Raw genomic sequence first — 18,027 nt, 5'->3', positions numbered from 1 at the left:
CTTCGAGGTGCCCTGACTGTCTCTACCATCCCCCATTTGGCCCTGGAGAGTGCACTCGGGGTCGACCATTGGGCCTATTGGCGGCACTCAGTGCCGCCAACCTGCTCATCCTGCCCCCTTCGCCCCGGTTCCGGAAGTGCTGTGTGACGTTTCCGACTCGTTTGATCGATCAAACTTTCCCGGGCCCGCTCCGCGGTGTCCGGAAAGCCGGAAATCCAGGGCCGTACAGCGCCTGCCCGCCGAGACCGTGCGCACCGCCTGACCCAGAGCCTTGCGCGAACCGACCAGAACGACCAGCCTCTTGGCGCGTGTCACCGCCGTATAGAGCAGATTCCGCTGCAGCATCATCCATGCCCCGGTGGTGACCGGAATCACCACGGCGGGGTATTCACTGCCCTGGGAGCGGTGGATGGTCACCGCGTAGGCGTGCGCCAGCTCGTCCAGTTCGTCGAAGTCGTAGGGGACTTCCTCGTCCTCGTCGGTGCGCACGGTGAGCCGCTGCTCGTCGGCGTCGAGGGCGGTGACAACGCCCACCGTGCCGTTGAAGACGCCGTTCTGCCCCTTCTCGTAGTTGTTGCGGATCTGGGTGACCTTGTCGCCGACGCGGAACACCCGGCCGCCGAACCGCTTCTCCGGCAGGTCGGGCCGGGCGGGGGTGATGGCCTGCTGGAGGAGGCCGTTGAGATGGCCGGCGCCGGCCGGGCCGCGGTGCATGGGGGCGAGGACCTGGACGTCACGGCGCGGGTCGAGGCCGAACTTCTGCGGGATGCGGCGCGCGGCGACGTCCACCGTGACGCGTCCCGCGTCCTCGGTCTCGTCCTCGACGAAGAGGAAGAAGTCCTTCATGCCCTGGGTGATGGGCGGGACACCGGAGTTGATGCGGTGGGCGTTGGTGACGACGCCGGACTCCTGGGCCTGCCGGAAGATGCGGGTGAGCCGGACGGCGGGGACCGGGCTTCCGGCGCTGAGCAGATCCCGCAGCACCTCGCCGGCGCCGACGCTGGGCAGCTGGTCCACGTCGCCCACGAAGAGCAGATGGGCGCCGGGCGGCACGGCCTTCACCAGCTTGTTGGCGAGCAGCAGGTCGAGCATCGAGGCCTCGTCGACGACGACCAGGTCGGCGTCGAGCGGCCGCTCCCTGTCGTACGCCGCGTCTCCGCCGGGCCGCAGTTCGAGCAGGCGGTGCACGGTGGAGGCGTCGGCTCCGGTGAGCTCGGCGAGGCGCTTGGCGGCGCGTCCGGTGGGGGCGGCGAGGACGACCTTGGCCTTCTTGGCGCGGGCCAGCTCGACGACGGAGCGGACCGTGAAGGACTTGCCGCAGCCCGGTCCGCCGGTCAGGACGGCGACCTTCTGGGTCAGCGCGAGCCGCACCGCCTCCTCCTGCTCGGGAGCGAGCGCGGCGCCGGTGCGCCCGGAGAGCCAGCTGAGCGCCCTGTCCCAGGCGACGTCCCGGAAGGCGGGCATGCGGTCCTCGTCCGTCCTGAGCAGCCGCAACAGCTGCCCCGCCAGGGACAGTTCGGCTCGGTGGAAGGGGACGAGGTAGACGGCGGCGATGTCGTCGCCGCCGTCCGGGTCGGGGAGCGTCTCGCGGACGACGCCCTCCTCCTCGCCGGCGAGTTCGGCCAGGCAGTCGATGACGAGGCCGGTGTCGACCTGGAGCAGCTTCACCGCGTCGGCGATGAGGCGCTCCTCGGGGAGGTAGCAGTTGCCCTGGTCGGTGGATTGCGAAAGGGCGTACTGCAGACCGGCCTTGACGCGCTCGGGGCTGTCGTGCGGAATGCCGACGGACTGGGCGATGCGGTCGGCGGTGAGGAAGCCGATGCCCCAGACGTCGGCCGCCAGGCGGTACGGCTCGTTCTTCACCACGGAGATCGAGGCGTCGGCGTACTTCTTGTAGATGCGCACGGCGATGGAGGTGGAGACGCCGACGCCCTGGAGGAAGACCATGACCTCCTTGATGGCCTTCTGCTCCTCCCAGGCGGCGGCGATCATCTTGGTCCGCTTGGGGCCGAGTCCGGGCACTTCGACCAGCCGCTTCGGCTCGGTCTCGATGATGTCGAGGGTGTCCACGCCGAAGTGGGTGGTGATCCGGTCGGCCATCACCGGGCCGATGCCCTTGATGAGGCCGGAGCCGAGATAGCGGCGGATGCCCTGGATGGTGGCGGGCAGCACCGTCGTGTAGTTCTCCACGGTGAACTGCTTGCCGTACTGCGGGTGGGAGCCCCAGCGGCCCTGCATCCGCAGGCTCTCGCCGGCCTGCGCGCCGAGCAGGGCGCCGACCACGGTCAGCAGGTCGCCGCCGCGGCCGGTGTCGACGCGCGCGACGGTGTATCCCGTCTCCTCGTTGGCGTACGTGATGCGCTCGAGGACCCCCTCGAGCACCGCCGTCGCCGCAGCTGGACTCGCCATGATCCGACGCTACCGTCCGGCACCGACAGCGTGGTGAGCCTGTGGAAAACTCCACGCGGCCCGAAACCCGCGGCAGCAACCTTCGAAGGGGCCCGGTCCGCGGACCGGGCCCCTTCGGGTTTCCCCTCCCCTGTCAGAACTCGCGATCCCCCCGGATCCCCCGGATCCCCCCAGATCCTGGTTCCCCCCTCATGGGTTCTGACGCCAAGTACGACACGCGTGGTGCCCGAAGGGTTGCACGGCGTTGCCATGAATTTTTTCGGCGGCTTGGAGATGCTGGCAAAGCGGGGCAGACGTAGCGTTTGTCGCATGAGCGATGAACCTCGGTCCTTCGAGCAGGACGTGCTGCACGAGCTCGGCGACGACAAGCTGCAGGAGATCGCCGGTGTGCTCGGAACGGATCAGTCCGGCGCCCAGGACGTCGTGGGCACCACGGTGTCCGCGCTCTCCGGGAATCTGCAGGAGAAGGCGGACACGTCGGACCCCGCGGAGGCGGAGGAGGTGCGCCAGGCCGTCACCGAGGTTGGCGAGGCGCCCGCGCCCGAGGAGGCGCCCCTCCAAGGAGTGGCGGCCTTCGGCGGGTTGGGCGGTCTGGCGGCCGGCGGGATGATGTCCGGCGTCCTCGCGAAGATGAGCAAGCCGGTGGCCAACGCGGTCGCCAAGAAGACCGGCATCCCCGCGCCGCAGGTCACCCGCGTCATCGAGATGCTCATCCCCGTCGTCCTCGCGGTGCTCTCCAAGCGCGCCGCGCGCACGAAGGGGCCCGGCGGTGCGGGACCCACGGCGTCCGGCCCCTCCGCGGGCGGCGGCATCGGCGACCTGCTGGGACAGATCCTGGGCGGCCGCAAGTAAGGACCGGGCGTACGGGTTCGCTGGGGACGGCACCTCAGACGTACGGGCCCACCGCGCCCCGCCCCTCAGGCGTGCGCCCGAAAGCGTTCCGCCGTCTCCCTGAGCGCCGCGCTCCCCTCGCGCGCCCACAGGGCCTCGTTGAAGATCTCCACCTCGATCCGGCCGCGGTACCCGGCGGCGTCCACCAGGGCACGCCACGCCCTGAAGTCGATGCTGCCGTCGCCCAGTTGCCCCCGCCCGAGCAGGACGCCCGCGGGCAGCGGCGTGATCCAGTCCGCCACCTGGAAGGCGTGCAGCCGGCCGCCCCTGCCCGCCCGCGCGATCTCCTCGGGCGCCCGGTCGTCCCACCAGACGTGGTACGTGTCCACGACTACGCCGACCTGCCGCGCGGGGAAGCGTTCCGCGAGGTCGAGGGCCTGGCCGAGGGTGGAGACCACGCAGCGGTCCGCGGCGAACATCGGGTGCAGCGGCTCGATGGCGAGCCGTACGCCCCGCTCCTCGGCGTAGGGGCCGAGGACGGCGAGCGCGTCCGCCACCCGCTCGCGCGCGCCCGCCAGGTCCTTGCTGCCGTGCGGCAGGCCGCCGGAGACGAGGACCAGGGTGTCGGTGCCGAGGGCGGCCGCCTCGTCGACCGCCGCGCGGTTGTCGTCGAGGGCACGCGCGCGTGCCGCCCCGTCGGGGTCGGTGAGGAAGCCGCCCCGGCAGAGGCTGGTCACCGTGAGGCCGGCGTCCCGCATCAGCCGGGCGGCGCGCTCCACCCCGTACTCCTGGACCGGTGCGCGCCACAGGCCGACCGCGTCGATGCCCTCCTTGGCGCAGCCGTCGGCGAGTTCGGGGAGGGACCACTGCTTGACGGTCTCCTGGTTGATGCTGAGCCGGGACAGCGACAGGGGCGGCTGGGGGCTCGGCGGGGCGCTGGGGGCGACGCTCATTGCGGGACTCCGTGGACGGTGAGCAGGGCGCGCATGCGGGTGGCCGCGAGGGCGGGGTCGGGGAACAGGCCGAGTCCGTCGGCCAGTTCGTAGGCGCGGGCCAGGTGCGGCAGTGTGCGGGCCGACTGCAGGCCGCCGACCATGGTGAAGTGCGTCTGGTGCCCGGCCAGCCAGGCGAGCAGCACGACGCCGGTCTTGTAGTAGCGGGTGGGGGCCCGGAAGAGGTGGCGGGACAGCTCGACGGTGGGGTCGAGGAGGGCGCGGAAGCCCTGGGGGTCCCCGGCGTCCAGGGACCGGACGGCCTCGGCGGCGAGCGGGCCGAGCGGGTCGAAGATGCCGAGCAGGGCGTGGCTGAAGCCGTGGTCGTCCCCGGCGATCAGCTCGGGGTAGTGGAAGTCGTCGCCGGTGTAGCAGCGCACGCCTTCGGGGAGGCGGCGGCGCAGGGCGATCTCGCGGTCGGCGTCCAGGAGCGAGACCTTGATGCCGTCGACCTTGTCCGGGTGGGCGGCGATGACCTGCAGGAAGGTCTCGGTGGCCGCGTCCAGGTCGGACGAGCCCCAGTAGCCCTCCAGGGCGGGGTCGAACATCGGGCCGAGCCAGTGCAGGATCACCGGTTCGCAGGCCTGGCGCAGGAGGTGGCCGTACGTCTCCAGGTAGTCGTCCGGCGACGTCGCTGCGGCGGCCAGCGCCCGTGAGGCCATCAGGATCGCGCGGGCGCCGACCGACTCGACGAGGGCGAGCTGCTCCTCGTACGCGCCGCGGACCTCCGCGAGCCGTGCGGGCGGGGCCAGTTGGTCGGTGCCCACGCCGCAGGCGATCCGGCCGCCGACCGCCTTGGCCTCGGCGGCCGATCTGCGGATCAGCTCGGCGGCGCCCGCCCAGTCCAGGCCCATGCCGCGCTGGGCGGTGTCCATGGCCTCGGCGACGCCCAGGCCGTGCGACCAGAGGTGGCGGCGGAAGGCGAGCGTGGCGTCCCAGTCGACGGCGGCGGGGCCGTCCGGGGTGACGTCCGCGCGGGCGTCGGCGACCACGTGGGCGGCGGAGAAGACGGTGCGGGAGGCGAGCGGCGGGCCGCCCGGCGTCGTCCGCAGCGGTTCACTGCGGGGGGTGTACGCGCGCGTGCCGCCGTCCGCGGCGGGGAGCAGGAGGGTGGCGCCGGCGGTCCTCACAGGGCGATCTCCGGGACCTCGATGCGGCGGCCCTGCGCGGAGGACTTGAGGCCCAGTTCGGCGAGTTGCACGCCGCGGGCGCCGGCGAGGAGGTCCCAGTGGTAGGGCGCGTCGGCGTACACGTGCTTGAGGAAGAGCTCCCACTGGGCCTTGAAGCCGTTGTCGAACCCCTCGGGACCCTGGTTGTCGGGGACCTCCTGCCACTGGTCGCGGAAGGACTCGGTGGCGGGCAGGTCGGGGTTCCAGACCGGCTTCGGGGTCGTACCGCGGTGCTGTACGCGGCAGGTGCGCAGGCCCGCGACCGCCGAGCCCTCGACGCCGTCGACCTGGAACTCGACGAGTTCGTCGCGGTGGACGCGGACCGTCCAGGAGGAGTTGATCTGCGCGATCGTGCCGCCGTCGAGTTCGAAGATGCCGTACGCGGCGTCGTCGGCGGTGGCCTCGTAGGGCTGGTCGTGCTCGTCCCAGCGCCGCGGGATGTGGGTCGCGGTGAGCGCCTGGACGCTGCGCACCCGGCCGAACAGCTCGTGCAGGACGTACTCCCAGTGCGGGAACATGTCGACGACGATCCCGCCGCCGTCCTGCGCGCGGTAGTTCCAGGACGGGCGCTGGGCGGGCTGGGTGTCGCCCTCGAAGACCCAGTAGCCGAACTCGCCGCGCACGGAGAGGATCCGGCCGAAGAAGCCGCTGTCGACGAGCCGCTTCAGCTTGAGCAGGCCCGGCAGAAAGAGCTTGTCCTGGACGACGCCGTGCTTGACGCCCGCCTCCTCGGCGAGCCGGGCGAGCCCGAGGGCGGCGTCGAGGCCGGTGGCGGTCGGCTTCTCGGTGTAGACGTGCTTGCCCGCGGCGATGGCCCGCTTCAGGGCGTCCTCGCGGGCCGAGGTGACCTGGGCGTCGAAGTAGATGTCGACGGCCGGGTCGGCGAGGACGGCGTCGAGGTCGGTCGAGACGTGCTCCAGGCCGTACCGCGCGGCGAGGGCGCGCAGCGCGGGCTCCCTGCGGCCGACCAGGACGGGCTCGGGCCACAGCACGGTGCCGTCGCCCAGGTCGAGGCCGCCCTGTTCGCGGAGGGCGAGGATCGAGCGGACCAGGTGCTGGCGGTGGCCCATGCGCCCGGTGACGCCGTTCATGGCGATGCGCACCGTCTTGCGTGTCACGAAAGTCCCTCCGTAGGGGCGGGCAAGCGAAGCGGCGCTCGTAGCAAGCGCTTTCTATACGGATGCAAGCTAGCCTGCCCGACAAGGTTCGGACAAGGGTCCCGGTCGAGAGCGGTGACCGGGCGCCGACATATGGGTGACCGGGCCGTGTGTCCGGTGACCGGAGGAGTACGAGATGACCGTGACCCTGGCGGATGTGGCGGCCCGAGCGCAGGTCTCCCCCGCCACCGTCTCGCGGGTGCTAAACGGGAACTACCCCGTGGCCGCCGCCACGCGCGAGCGCGTCCTGCGTGCCGTGGACGACCTGGACTACGTCCTGAACGGTCCCGCGAGCTCGCTGGCCGCGGCCACGTCCGACCTGGTCGGCATCCTCGTCAACGACATCGCCGACCCGTTCTTCGGGATCATGGCGGGGGCGGTGCAGTCCGAGATCGGCGGGCCGGGGGGACGGGCCGGCGGGGAGCGCATGGCCGTCGTCTGCAACACGGGTGGCTCCCCGGAGCGCGAACTCACCTACCTCACGCTCCTGCAGCGCCAACGCGCCGCCGCGGTCGTCCTCACCGGAGGTGCCGTCGAGGACCCGGACCACGCGGCCGCCCTCGCCGGCAAGCTGCGGCGCCTCGCGGAGGCGGGCGCCCGGGTGGTGCTCTGCGGCCGGCCGCCCGCGCCGGACACCGAGGCGGTGGCGCTCACCTTCGACAACCGGGGCGGGGGCCAGCAGTTGACGGAACACCTGCTGAGCCTCGGGCACCGGCGGATCGGCTACATCGCGGGTCCCGAGGAGCGCACGACGACCCGGCACCGCCTGGAGGGCCACCGCGCCGCGCTCGCCGCGCGCGGCATCGCGGACGACCCCGCCCTGACGGTCCACGGCCCCTACGACCGCCGCTCCGGATACGACGCGACGGCCGAACTCCTGCGCCGCGCGCCCGACCTGACGGCCGTCGTGGCCGCCAACGACACGGTGGCCCTGGGCGCGTGCGCGGCCCTGCGCGACAAGGGCCTGCGCATCCCCGACGACGTGTCGGTGACGGGCTTCGACGACCTGCCCTTCAGCATCGACGCGGTCCCCGCCCTCACGACGGTCCGCCTCCCCCTCCACGAGGCGGGCGCCCGGGCGGGCCGCATCGCGACGGCGAAGGAGAACCCGCCGCCGGGCGGAGTGGCCACGGTGCACGGGGAGTTGATGGTGCGGGGGTCCACGGCGGGGCCGAGGTAGGAGCGCGCCGTTGCGTGGGCGGCCCCTTGGGCGCGGGCGCGGCTTGGGGCGGGTGCCCCGGGGGCGGGGGCGAGGGCGTGGCCTGGGAGGGGTGGTGCCGGGGGCGTGTGCCGGATCCGGCTGGCGGCGTTGGCTGGGCGGTCGCCTCGCGGGGCGGAGTCTCGGGCGAGTCCGGCCCGGAGTGGGTGCGCGCCCGGGGCGGGGCTCAGCCCCCAAGCCCCCACCCCTCAGCGTCCACCCCCCACGCGTCCGCCCCCGGCGAGCAGGTCGCCCAGTACCCCCACCCCCTCCGCTATCTCCGCCGTCCCGGACGCCGCGTAGCCGAGTACCAGCCCCGGGGCGTGCGGGAGTTGGGTGTGCCAGGACAAGGGGTGGGTTTTCACTCCGTGGTGGAGGGCGGCCGTCGCCAGGGCCGTGTCGTCGCTCTCGTACGCGTACGGGTCCCAGGTGATCGTCAGGTGCAGGCCCGCCGCCGCGCCGTGCACCACCGCCCCGGGCAGCCGTCTCCCGATCGCCTCGATCATCGCGTCCCTGCGCCTGCGGTGCTGTCTGCGGACGAGGCGCAGGTGGCGTTCGAGGTCACCGGAGTCCATGAGGTGGGCGAGGGCGAGTTGGGGCAGGGCCGCGGTGCCGAGGTCGACGAGGCGTTTGGCGTCCACCAGCGCGTCCCGGTACGCCGGGGGCGCCAGCAGCCAGCCCAGGCGCAACGCGGGCGCCAGGAGTTTCGAGACGCTGCCCGCGTAACAGACCTGGTCCGGGAGCAGCGCGCGCAGGGCGGGGACCGCGGGACGGTCGTAACGGTGTTCGGCGTCGTAGTCGTCCTCGATGACGAGGCCCCCGTCGCGGGCCCACTCCATCAGCTCGCGGCGCCGTTCGCCGCCGAGGACGACGCCGGTGGGGAACTGGTGGGCGGGCGTCAGCAGCACGGCCGGCGCCCCGCTCGCCCGCAGGGCGTCCACGCGGATTCCCTGCGCGTCGACCGGGACGGGCGGCGTTGCGAGCGGCCGCAGATGCTGTCGTACGCCGAGCGACCCCGGCTCCTCGACCGCCACCCGCGTGATGCCCTCCGCGCGCAGCACGTCGACGAGCAGCCGCAGCGCCTGGGCCGTGCCGTTCACGATCAGCACGTCGTCGGGGTCGCAGCGGACGCCCCGGCTCCGGGAGAGCCAGCGCGCGACGGCGCCGCGCAGGGCAGGCGTGCCGCGCGGATCCCCGTACCCGAAGTCCGTCGGCGTGAGCCCCGCGAGCACGGACCGCTCGGCGCGCAGCCAGGCCGCGCGCGGGAAGGCGGAGAGGTCGGGCAGCCCCGGCGAGAGGTCGATCCGGGCGGGCACGGCCCGTACGGCGTCGAACACCCCGAGGTCCTCGGGCGGTGACGTGAAGAGGGCGCGGAGCTCCGGACCCTCGCCATCAGCCGTCGCCCGTACGGGAGTTGAGCCGCGCCGCACCTCCCTCGCCGCCGCGGCCCGCGGTACCGCCACCACCACCGTCCCCGCCCGCCCGCGCCCCGCGACGTGCCCGTCCTCGGTGAGGCGGCGGTAGGCCTCGGTGACGACGCCCCGCGAGACGCGGAGGTCACCGGCGAGGGTGCGGGTGGCGGGGAGACGGCTGCCCGCGGGGAGGCGGCCGTCGGCGATGGCGGCCCTGATCCGCCGGGTCAGCCAGTCGCTGAGCCCGCCGCGCGGGGCGTCCGCGGTGTTGAGCTGCAGCCAGTCGGAGGTGGCGGCGGTTGGGGGCGCGGGCGCCGGTATGGACCGGTCGGCGGGAGATCCAATGGACCTGTTCATGGAGCCATTGTGGCGGGAGGGTCGGGGCATGGAATTCTTCCTCACCTCCCTGGTGGTCTGCGTGACGCCCGGCACCGGCGTCCTGTTCACGATCGCGGCCGGCCTCGCGCGCGGCACCCGGGCCGCGATGATCGCGGCCGTCGGCTGCACGCTGGGCGTCGTCCCGCACATGGTGGCGGCGATCACCGGTCTCGCGGCGCTCCTGAACGCCAGCGCGGTGGCCTTCCAGACGCTCAAGTACCTGGGCGTGGCCTACCTCCTGTACATGGCGTGGAGCACGCTGCGCGACAAGAGCGAGCTGACCGCCGACCGGGAGAGCGAGCCGCGTTCGGCGGGCCGCACGATCCTGACCGGCGTACTCATCAACATCCTCAACCCGAAGCTGACGCTCTTCTTCCTCGCGTTCCTGCCGCAGTTCGTGCGCACCGACGAGCCGTACGCCGTCCTCCGGATGACGGAACTCAGCGCGTACTTCATGCTGATCACGTTCGTGGTCTTCGTGGCGTACGGGCGGTTCGCGGCGGCGATGCGCGACCACGTCATCTCGCGGCCCCGGGTGGTCGGTTGGATGCGGCGCACCTTCGCGGTGGCGTTCGCGGCGCTGGGGGCACGGCTGGCGTTCCTCTAAGAGTCGCCCGGGGCGGCGGTGTTGACCGCGTCCGCGTGCCGCCTACTGTCGGGTCCATGAAATTCGCCTTCTCCACGCTCGGCGTGCCCGGCCTGCCCGTCCCCGACGTACTGGCGCTCGCCACCGCCCACGGCTACCACGGCGTCGAACTCCGCGCGCACCCCGAGGAGCCGGTGCACCCCGGCCTCGGGCTCGCCGAACGGGCGGACGTGGCCGCCGAGTTCAAGGCGTCCGGCGTGGAGATCCTCGGCGTCGCGGGGTACGCGCGCGTGGCGGCGCCCGGCGACGACGAGCCGGTCCTCGACGAGATCAGCTCCCTCGTCGGCCTCGCCCGCGACCTGGGCGCCCCCTTCGTCCGCGTCTTCCCGGGCGGCGCCGACCAGAGCGCGGCGGAGGCCGACGCGACGGCCGCGCGCCGCCTTGGCACCGCCGCCCGGTACGCCGCCGACGCGGGCGTCCGCATCCTCCTGGAGACCCACGACTCGCACCGCACGGGCGCCGACGCGACCCGCGTCCTCGGCACGGTCGGGCACCGCCAGGTCGGCGCGCTGTGGGACGTGATGCACAGCTGGCTCGGCGGCGAACCCGTCGCCGACACCTTCGCCGCCCTCTCCCCCTACCTCGGCTACGTCCAGGTCAAGGACATCGCCTCGGCCGACGACACCACCCCGCTGCCGCTCGGCGCCGGGGTCCTGCCGCTCGCGGAGGTCGTGGCGCTGCTCAGCGGGGAGCACCGGGAGGGGTGGCTGTGCTGGGAGTACGAGAAGCGCTGGTACGAGGATGCGGCGCCGTTGGCCCCGCTGCTCGGTCCCGGCCGGGAGCTGCTGTCACGGCTCGTGGCCCGCTCCGGCTGACGCCGCCCGACCGCGCGAACGAGGTCAGCGCGACCCCGCCCACCAGCAGGGCGGCGGCGCACCACCGCAGCGCGCTCACCGACTCGTCGAGCACCAGGGCGGCGGACGACATGCCGAAGACCGGTACGAGCAGCGAGAACGGGGCGACCGTGGAGGCGGGGTGGCGGCGCAGCAGGTACCCCCAGGCGCCGAAGCCGAAGACGGTGGTGACCCAGGCGACGTAGACGATGATGCCCGCGCCCTGCCAGTCCAGCGAGCGCAGGGCGGCCAGGTCTCGCGAGGGGCCCTCGAAGAGCAGGGAGAGGCCGAGCAGGGGCAGCACCGGGACCGTGCTCACCCACACCATGAAGTTCAGGGCGTCCGGCGGGGCGGCCCTGCGGGTGAGGACGTTGGAGACGCCCCAGCATGCGGCGGCGCCGATCAGCAGGACGAAGGCGGTGAGCGGCCCGCTCTCCCCCTCGTCGACGGCGGCGACCCCGATCCCCGCGAACGCGACGACCATGCCGCAGGCCCGTACCCGCCCCGGCCGCTCGCCCAGCGCCGCGAAGGCGAACAGGGCGGTGAAGACGGCCTGGACCTGCAGCACGAGCGAGGAGAGCCCGGCGGGCATCCCGGCGTCCATGCCGATGAACAGCAGCCCGAACTTGGCCACGCCCAGCACGAGTCCGACCCCCACCACCCACTTCCAGGCCGCCTTCGGCGGGCCCACGAAGAGCACGGCGGGCAGCGCGGCGACGAGGAAGCGGAGGGCGGAGAAGAGCAGCGGCGGGAAGTGGCCGAGGCCCATCTCGATCACCACGAAGTTGACGCCCCAGACGGCGGCGACGAGGACGGCCAGGCAGACGTGTGCGGGTCTCATGCGTCGAGGATCACTCGACACGACCATGTAGCACCAGCACACATCTCTGCATGATGGGATGAAGCAACGCTTACGAATGGTGAGGCCCCCCGTGCTCGATCTCGCCCGGCTCCGCGCGCTGCACGCCGTCTCCGTGCACGGCTCCGTGGGCGCGGCCGCCACCGCGCTCGGCTACACGCCGTCCGCGGTCTCCCAGCAGATAGCCAAACTCGAACGCGAGACGCGCACGACGCTCCTCGAACGGCGCGGGCGCGGTGTCGCGCTCACCGAGGAGGCGCTCCATCTCGCCGACACGGCACGCCAGTTGATGGCCCTCGTGGAACGCGCCGAGACCGAGCTGGAGGAGCGGCGCGGGGTGCCCGCGGGGCGGCTCAGCGTCGCGGCGTTCGCCTCGGCGGCGCGGGGGCTGCTGCCGGGGGTCCTCGCGGACCTGGCGCGCCGTCATCCGGCGCTGGACGCACGCATGACGGAGATCGACCCGCACCTGTCGATCGACCTGGTGGCCAAGGGGGCGGTCGACGTGGCCGTCGTCCACGACTGGGACATCGCGCCGCTGCCCGCGCCGCCGGGGGTCGAGCAGGCGGTCATCGGCGACGACCTGTGCGACCTGGTGGTGCCGGTGGGGCACCGGCTCGCCGGGCGTACGTCGGTGCGGCGCGAGGAGCTGAAGTCCGAGCGCTGGATCACGCAGCCGCCGGGGCTCGTCTGCCACGAGTGGCTGATCCGTACGCTGCGTGAGGCCGGCTGCGAGCCGGACATCGCTCATATGGCGGAGGAGAACCCCACGTTGGTCGCGCTGGTCGCGGCGGGGCTGGGGGTCGCGCTCATCCCCCGCCTGGGCCGCGGCCCGCTGCCGGAGAACGCGGTGACCGTGTCCCTGGACCCGGTGCCGGTCCGCAGGCTCTACGCCTTGTGGCGCACGGGGGCCTCGCGCCGGCCGGCGATCGCGGCGACGGTCGACGCGTTGCGTTTGCACTGGGCCGGCTAGGCGGTGGCTCGGTGGGGGTCTCCGGGCGGCCCCCTACGCCCCGAACCAACACGCGGCCGCTCCGCGGGGGGCCAGGGGGGGGTGGGCTCCCCCTGCTCTAACCTGCGGGCACAAACAGCCCCGCCGCTCCGCGGCGGATACTCCCCACCCACCCACCCGTTTACCCCGCGACGCGGGGTTGGAGTAGGGGCGGGTGGGTGGGGCTATCCCTGCGAGGTGCGGCTGGGCCGGGGGCAGGTGGGTGGGTGGGGGGGGATCCCTGCGAGGTGCGGCTGGAGTGGGGGCGGGTGAGTGGGGCTACCCCTGCGACGTGCAGCTGGGCCGGGGGCGGGAGGGTGGGTGGACCCCTGCGACGTGCGGCTGGGCCGGGGGGCGGGAGGGTGGGTGGGCCCCTGCGACGTGCGGTGGAGCGGGGGCGGGAGGGTGGGTGGGCCCCTGCGAGGTGCGGTGGAGCGGGGGTGGGTGGTGTCGGCACCCTGCGACATACGGCTGGAGCGGGGCGGGTGGGTGTCGGCACCCTGCGACATGCGGCTGGAGCGAGGGCGGGTGGGTGGGTGTACTCCGCGACGTGTGGCTGGACCCGCGGATGAAGCCCGCGGCGTGAGGATGGGTGGGTGGGTGTGTCCCCGGTATGCGGCGGGAGTGGGCGGCGTCGGGCGTCCGCCGGGCCGCAGGCGCAAACGCTCGGGAGGGGACGTGGGGGTATGTGCGCACGGAGCACCGAGCCAGCAATAGCCCCGTTGTTCGTGAGGCGTGGCGAACAGTGGATGGCGAGTACGCACATACCCCCGCGGCCCCGCACCCCACGACGAAGCGAAGGCGCAGACCTCAACCCCCACGCCCCCGCACCCAAGAACCGGACCCCAGGCGCAGACGCCCCCCAGTCGGGAACCCCCACACCCCCACCCCCGTCCAACCTGCACGCTGACGGAGCGTTCGTATGGCGTTGGCCTCCCTCTCCGCCGCCTGCGGCCCCGCAGCCCGCCGTCACCGGCGCGGCCCCCTCCACCGCCCCGGTGACGGCCCCCACCCCTCCCTTGACCGGCAGAAATCTTCGGGATATCCGTAACTCCTGAAAGTTTCCTCAAGCCCGCAGGAGCCCACCCCGGTGTCCCAGCCCCAGCAGCCCGCCCGCCGCGACCACCGCCTCCGCGAACTCCTCCGCACGCTCTCCCTGGAGGACAAGGTCGGCCAGCTCTTCGTCATGCACGTGTACGGCCACACCGCCACCGACCCCGACCAGGTCGACGTCGACACCAACCTCCGCGAACTCGGCGTCCGTGACGCCGCCGAACTCATCGCCCGCTACCGGCTCGGCGGCGTCATCTACTTCGGCTGGGCCCACAACACCCGCTCCCCGCACCAGATCGCCGCCCTCTCCCACGGCATCCAGAAGGCGGCCGCGGCGTCGACGCGGCTCCCCGTCCTCATCTCCGTCGACCAGGAACACGGCCCCGTCGCCCGCATCGGCGCCCCCGCCACCCTCCTCCCCGGCGCCATGGCCCTCGGCGCCTCCGGCTCGCACGACCACGCCCGGGAGGCCGCCCGCATCGCCGGCACCGAGCTCCGTGCCCTCGGCATCCACCAGGACCACGCCCCGGACGCCGACGTCAACGTCGACCCCGCCAACCCCGTCATCGGCATCCGTTCCTTCGGCGCCGACGCCGACACGGTCGCCGGTTTCGTGACCGCCCAGATCGAGGGGTACCACCAGTCCGGCATCGCGACAGCGGCCAAGCACTTCCCCGGCCACGGCGACACCACCGACGACAGCCACACCGAGCTGCCGCACATCCACCACACCCGCGAGGAGTGGGACCGCCACGACGCGCCCCCCTTCCGCGCCGCCATCGCCGCGGGCGTCGACTCCGTCATGACCGCGCACATCGTGGTGCCCGCCCTCGACCCCTCGGGCGACCCCGCGACCCTCTCCCGCCCGATCCTCACCGGCATCCTCCGCGAGGAGCTCGGCTTCGACGGGGTGATCTCCACGGACTCGCTCGCGATGCGCGGTGTCCGTACGAAGTACGGCGACGACCGGGTGGCCGTACTCGCCCTCAAGGCGGGCGTCGACCAGCTCCTCAACCCGCCCCGCCCCGACGTCGCGTGGAACGCGGTCCTCCAGGCGGTCGCGGACGGCGAACTGACCGAGGAGCGCATCGACGAGTCGGTCCTCCGCGTCCTGCGCATGAAGGCGGACGCGGGCCTCCTCGACGCCTACCTGGGCGAGGACCAAACGGAAATCCCAGCCGCCCCCGCCACCCCCGCCACCCCTGCCACCCCCGTCCCCCTCGCCCCTCTCTCCCCCGAAGCGATCGACGCCACAGTCGGCAGTCCCGCCCACCTCGTCACCGCCGACGCCATCGCCGACGCCACGACCACCCTGCTGCTCAACACCGGCGGGCTGCTTCCCCTGTCGCCCGCCACGCACCGCGACATCCTGGTGGTCGGAGCTGACCCCCGTTCGCCGTCCGGCACCACGGGCCCGCCGACCACCGTCCTCGCGGGCGCCCTGAACGGCCTCGGGTTCCGGGCCGTGGCGCTGCCCACCGGCACCGCGCCCGACCTCTCGACGATCGAGGACGCCGTAGCCGCGGCGCGGGAGCGGCACGCCGTCCTGGTGGCCACGTACAACGTCACCACCCACACACGCACCCAGGACAACACCCAGGCCGCCAACGCCGATCTGGACGAGCCCGGCGGAAACGCCCGCATCCACCAGGCCACGGACCCGGCGGGAGACGGCACGGGACCCGACGGTCAGATCGCCCTCGTGAGGGCCCTCAAGGCCACCGGACTGCCGGTCATCACCCTCGCGATCCGCAACCCGTACGACGTGGCGCACCTGCCCCCCGTCGACGCCGCCCTCGCCTCGTACTGCTGGACGGACGTCGAACTCCGCGCCGCCGCACGGGTGATCGCCGGGAAGACCGCCCCCCAGGGGCGACTGCCGGTACCCGTGCGGCGGGCGGACGACCCGACGCGGGTGCTGTATCCGATCGGCCACGGCCTGACGTACTGACCGCGGACCCCTACAGCACGCCCGCCGGGTCACGGCCTCACGGCCTCAGCGTCGACTCCTTGCGCACGTCCCGCTTGTCGAGCTTCGTGTCGTACGGAGCCAGCGGCTTGCCCGCCTTCGACGAGGACGCCGACGGGGCGACCCCCGCCCACGCCTGGATCCGCTGCGTCGCCTTCGCCTTCTGGTCCGGGACGAGCTGGGCGACGTTCGCGCCGTGGTTGGCGCCGGGCGCGGTGAAGACGTGGCTGTCGTGCTTGGCGCCGCGCGCGGGGCGGAACCGCTCGGCGCCCCACGGGTCGAACTCCCCGTACACGTACATCATCTGGTGCGCGTTGTGCCGCACCCAGCGGTCGACGTCCGGCATCGCCCGCTTGTCGAACGTCATCGGGATGTCGCGCGGCACGAAGTTCCGCGGCGGCTGGTAGCCGTAGCGGCTCAGGTCGCCGAGCCAGGGCTGCTTGATGGTGGGCGCGCCGAGTTGCGTGCCCGCCTGGTAGTAGTACGGCGTGTAGCCCTCGAGTCCCTGGTCGGCGTAGGAGGACCAGCCGCCCACGGCGTCGACGTAGTCGAACAGCGCCTGGTCGGTCACGGTCGCCGGGTCCGGGATCTCACCGCAGGCGGTGGCGGCCGGCTGGTACTGCCAGAAGCCCCATACCAGGTCCATGACGACGGCCTCGTAGGCCTTGTCCAGCGTGCCGACGGTCTTGAAGGTGTAGCCCTCCGCCTCGGCGAGGGCCGCCAGCTTCGCCTTCAGCGGTTCCCTGCGCACCAGCGCCTCGCGCTGCACCGCCTGGATCCTGGCCCGGCACTCCTTGGGGCCGACGCCCGCGAGGAACTTGTCGTACGCCGAGTCCTCCTTGTCGACGACGTCGTTGGGGGCCACATAGGAGACGATGCCCGCCATGTCGCGCGGGTAGAACCGCTCGTAGTACGTCGCCGTCATGCCGCCCTTGGACGCGCCGGTGGCCAGCCACTTCTTGCCGTAGATCGGCTTGAGCGCCCGGTAGATGCGGTGCTGGTCGCTGGCGGCCTGCCAGATGTCGAGCTTGGTCCAGTCGGCGGGATCGGGACGCGAGGGCGTGAAGAAGCGGTACTCCATGGAGACCTGGTTGCCGTCGACGATCTGCGTCGGCTCACTGCGGCCGGGGCGCGTGGAGACGCTGTAGCCGCCGGTGGAGAAGACCATCGGGCGGGCGGTGTCCTTGTGCAGGACCGTGAGGCGCTGCTTGAAGGTGCCCTTGGACGGGTGCCGGTGGTCCACCGGCTGGGTGTAGTTGAGGACGAAGAAGCGGTACCCCGGATTGGGGTCTCCCCTGCTCGAACGGAGTTGAGAGCTTGGGGAAGGCTTCTCCTCGATCAGGCTCATGCCGGGTATGGCGAGCAGCCTGTCCTTGATGTCGGTGGCGGCCGCGCTCTTGGCGCCGGCCCCTGTGGTCCCGCCCGGTTCCGCGGCGGTGGCCGCTGTCCCGGTCGTCGCTCCGGCCACGCCCACCGTGCCTATCAGCACCACGAGCGACAGCAGCCATCTGAGCGCCTTGCGCATGCACCCTCCCCTGTCGACACAGCAATGCCCCGGAACCTAACGGAGCAACTGAATCCGCACCAGGGGGAGTTGCCGGGCCGCACGAGGGAGGGTGCGGCACAGGTCGGACGTCAGCAGAGAATCCAGCCCGAACTGACCCCGCGCTTGCCGATCTGGCCCTTCACCCACACGCAGCGGTGACCGGCGTGCACCGTCACCGGGCCCGCGTGGTGGGTGTAGCGGCCCTTGTCGCGGTCGGGCCTGCCGCCGCGCGCCTTGACGCTGACGGACATGGTCTTGCGGGCGCCGGTGTGCCTGGCGACGGCCATGGCGCACACGTAACCGCGGCTCTTGAAGACGTCGACGCGGCCGGTGACGAAGGAGAGCGAGCGCACCTTGCGGCCGGCGCAGCCGCCGGTGGCGGCCTCCGCGGACGCGGTGCCGGGGCCCGTGAGGGCGAGCAGGACGGCGGCGGCGAGCACGGCGGTGCCGAGCGCCACCCGCCGCCGTATGCGGCCTTCGCCGCGACCACTGCTCACAGTTGTCCCTCCCACCACGCCTGCATCACCCTTCACGCACGGACGTCCTTGCCTGCCGAACGTACGGACGCACCGTACTGACACTTCACG

The 18,027-nt window shown here is 73.0% G+C and carries 13 protein-coding genes and 1 pseudogene; 6 read left to right on the top strand and 8 right to left on the bottom strand.

The window, feature by feature from the left end; translation table 11 throughout:
• Positions 1-105: 105 nt before the first annotated feature.
• Positions 106-2,409: an SF1B family DNA helicase RecD2 gene (gene recD2 / locus ACZ6CV_RS23655; protein WP_469252698.1), complete on the bottom strand. Its 2,304-nt coding sequence runs from the start codon at positions 2,407-2,409 to the stop codon at positions 106-108.
• A gap of 309 nt (positions 2,410-2,718) precedes the next feature.
• Here recD2 and ACZ6CV_RS23650 point away from each other — a divergent pair, with 309 nt between their 5' ends.
• Complete coding sequence (locus tag ACZ6CV_RS23650) at positions 2,719-3,261, top strand: DUF937 domain-containing protein (RefSeq protein WP_469252697.1); 543 nt, start codon at positions 2,719-2,721, stop codon at positions 3,259-3,261.
• 65 nt (positions 3,262-3,326) lie between these two features.
• Here the strand turns inward: ACZ6CV_RS23650 and ACZ6CV_RS23645 are convergent, their stop codons facing one another.
• The 3 genes from ACZ6CV_RS23645 to ACZ6CV_RS23635 are packed head-to-tail and all read right to left on the bottom strand — an operon-like array spanning position 3,327 to position 6,519.
• Positions 3,327-4,193 carry a sugar phosphate isomerase/epimerase family protein gene (locus ACZ6CV_RS23645; RefSeq protein ID WP_469252696.1) on the bottom strand — a complete coding sequence of 289 codons (867 nt, stop codon included), beginning with the start codon at positions 4,191-4,193 and terminating at the stop codon, positions 3,327-3,329.
• Positions 4,190-5,362 (bottom strand): dihydrodipicolinate synthase family protein, encoded by a 1,173-nt coding sequence (locus ACZ6CV_RS23640; RefSeq protein ID WP_469252695.1) that lies wholly within the window; start codon positions 5,360-5,362, stop codon positions 4,190-4,192. The genes ACZ6CV_RS23645 and ACZ6CV_RS23640 overlap by 4 nt, the downstream gene beginning before the upstream one ends.
• The gene (locus tag ACZ6CV_RS23635) at positions 5,359-6,519 is read right to left on the bottom strand and encodes a Gfo/Idh/MocA family protein (protein WP_469252693.1); all 1,161 of its coding nucleotides are present in this window, start codon (positions 6,517-6,519) and stop codon (positions 5,359-5,361) included. Before ACZ6CV_RS23635 ends, ACZ6CV_RS23640 begins: the two co-directional genes overlap by 4 nt.
• 175 nt (positions 6,520-6,694) lie before the next feature.
• Here ACZ6CV_RS23635 and ACZ6CV_RS23630 point away from each other — a divergent pair, with 175 nt between their 5' ends.
• Positions 6,695-7,738, top strand: coding sequence for a LacI family DNA-binding transcriptional regulator (locus ACZ6CV_RS23630; protein WP_469252691.1), 1,044 nt, complete (start codon positions 6,695-6,697; stop codon positions 7,736-7,738).
• 227 nt (positions 7,739-7,965) lie between these two features.
• Here the strand turns inward: ACZ6CV_RS23630 and pdxR are convergent, their stop codons facing one another.
• Positions 7,966-9,525, bottom strand: a complete 1,560-nt coding sequence (gene pdxR, locus ACZ6CV_RS23625; RefSeq protein ID WP_469252689.1) for a MocR-like pyridoxine biosynthesis transcription factor PdxR — start codon at positions 9,523-9,525, stop codon at positions 7,966-7,968.
• Positions 9,526-9,553: 28 nt separating this feature from the next.
• Here pdxR and ACZ6CV_RS23620 point away from each other — a divergent pair, with 28 nt between their 5' ends.
• Complete coding sequence (locus ACZ6CV_RS23620; RefSeq protein WP_362368998.1) at positions 9,554-10,153, top strand: LysE family translocator; 600 nt, start codon at positions 9,554-9,556, stop codon at positions 10,151-10,153.
• 56 nt (positions 10,154-10,209) lie between these two features.
• Positions 10,210-10,875: pseudogene (locus ACZ6CV_RS23615) on the top strand (sugar phosphate isomerase/epimerase family protein); the annotation flags it as partial.
• Here ACZ6CV_RS23615 and ACZ6CV_RS23610 read toward each other — a convergent pair.
• Positions 10,874-11,866 carry an EamA family transporter gene (locus ACZ6CV_RS23610; protein WP_469252687.1) on the bottom strand — a complete coding sequence of 331 codons (993 nt, stop codon included), beginning with the start codon at positions 11,864-11,866 and terminating at the stop codon, positions 10,874-10,876. The pseudogene ACZ6CV_RS23615 and the gene ACZ6CV_RS23610 sit on opposite strands and share 2 nt — an antisense overlap.
• Before the next feature lie 91 nt (positions 11,867-11,957).
• On the opposite strand from ACZ6CV_RS23610, the gene ACZ6CV_RS23605 reads away from it, so the two are divergent.
• Positions 11,958-12,854 carry a LysR family transcriptional regulator gene (locus tag ACZ6CV_RS23605; protein ID WP_469252686.1) on the top strand — a complete coding sequence of 299 codons (897 nt, stop codon included), beginning with the start codon at positions 11,958-11,960 and terminating at the stop codon, positions 12,852-12,854.
• 1,204 nt (positions 12,855-14,058) lie between these two features.
• On the top strand, positions 14,059-15,876 hold the full coding sequence (locus ACZ6CV_RS23600; RefSeq protein WP_469252760.1) for a glycoside hydrolase family 3 protein: 1,818 nt from the start codon (positions 14,059-14,061) through the stop codon (positions 15,874-15,876).
• A gap of 37 nt (positions 15,877-15,913) precedes the next feature.
• Here ACZ6CV_RS23600 and ACZ6CV_RS23595 read toward each other — a convergent pair whose 3' ends face one another.
• The gene (locus tag ACZ6CV_RS23595; RefSeq protein WP_469252685.1) at positions 15,914-17,419 is read right to left on the bottom strand and encodes an aminopeptidase; all 1,506 of its coding nucleotides are present in this window, start codon (positions 17,417-17,419) and stop codon (positions 15,914-15,916) included.
• A 110-nt stretch (positions 17,420-17,529) separates the two neighbouring features.
• Positions 17,530-17,937 (bottom strand): hypothetical protein, encoded by a 408-nt coding sequence (locus ACZ6CV_RS23590; protein ID WP_469252684.1) that lies wholly within the window; start codon positions 17,935-17,937, stop codon positions 17,530-17,532.
• Between the last annotated feature and the right edge of the window lie 90 nt (positions 17,938-18,027).

The sequence above is a fragment of the Streptomyces sp. NPDC041713 genome (assembly GCF_055591085.1).
Note: the sequence above shows the minus strand (reverse complement) of the source record. Positions and strands in the feature narration are given on the sequence as shown.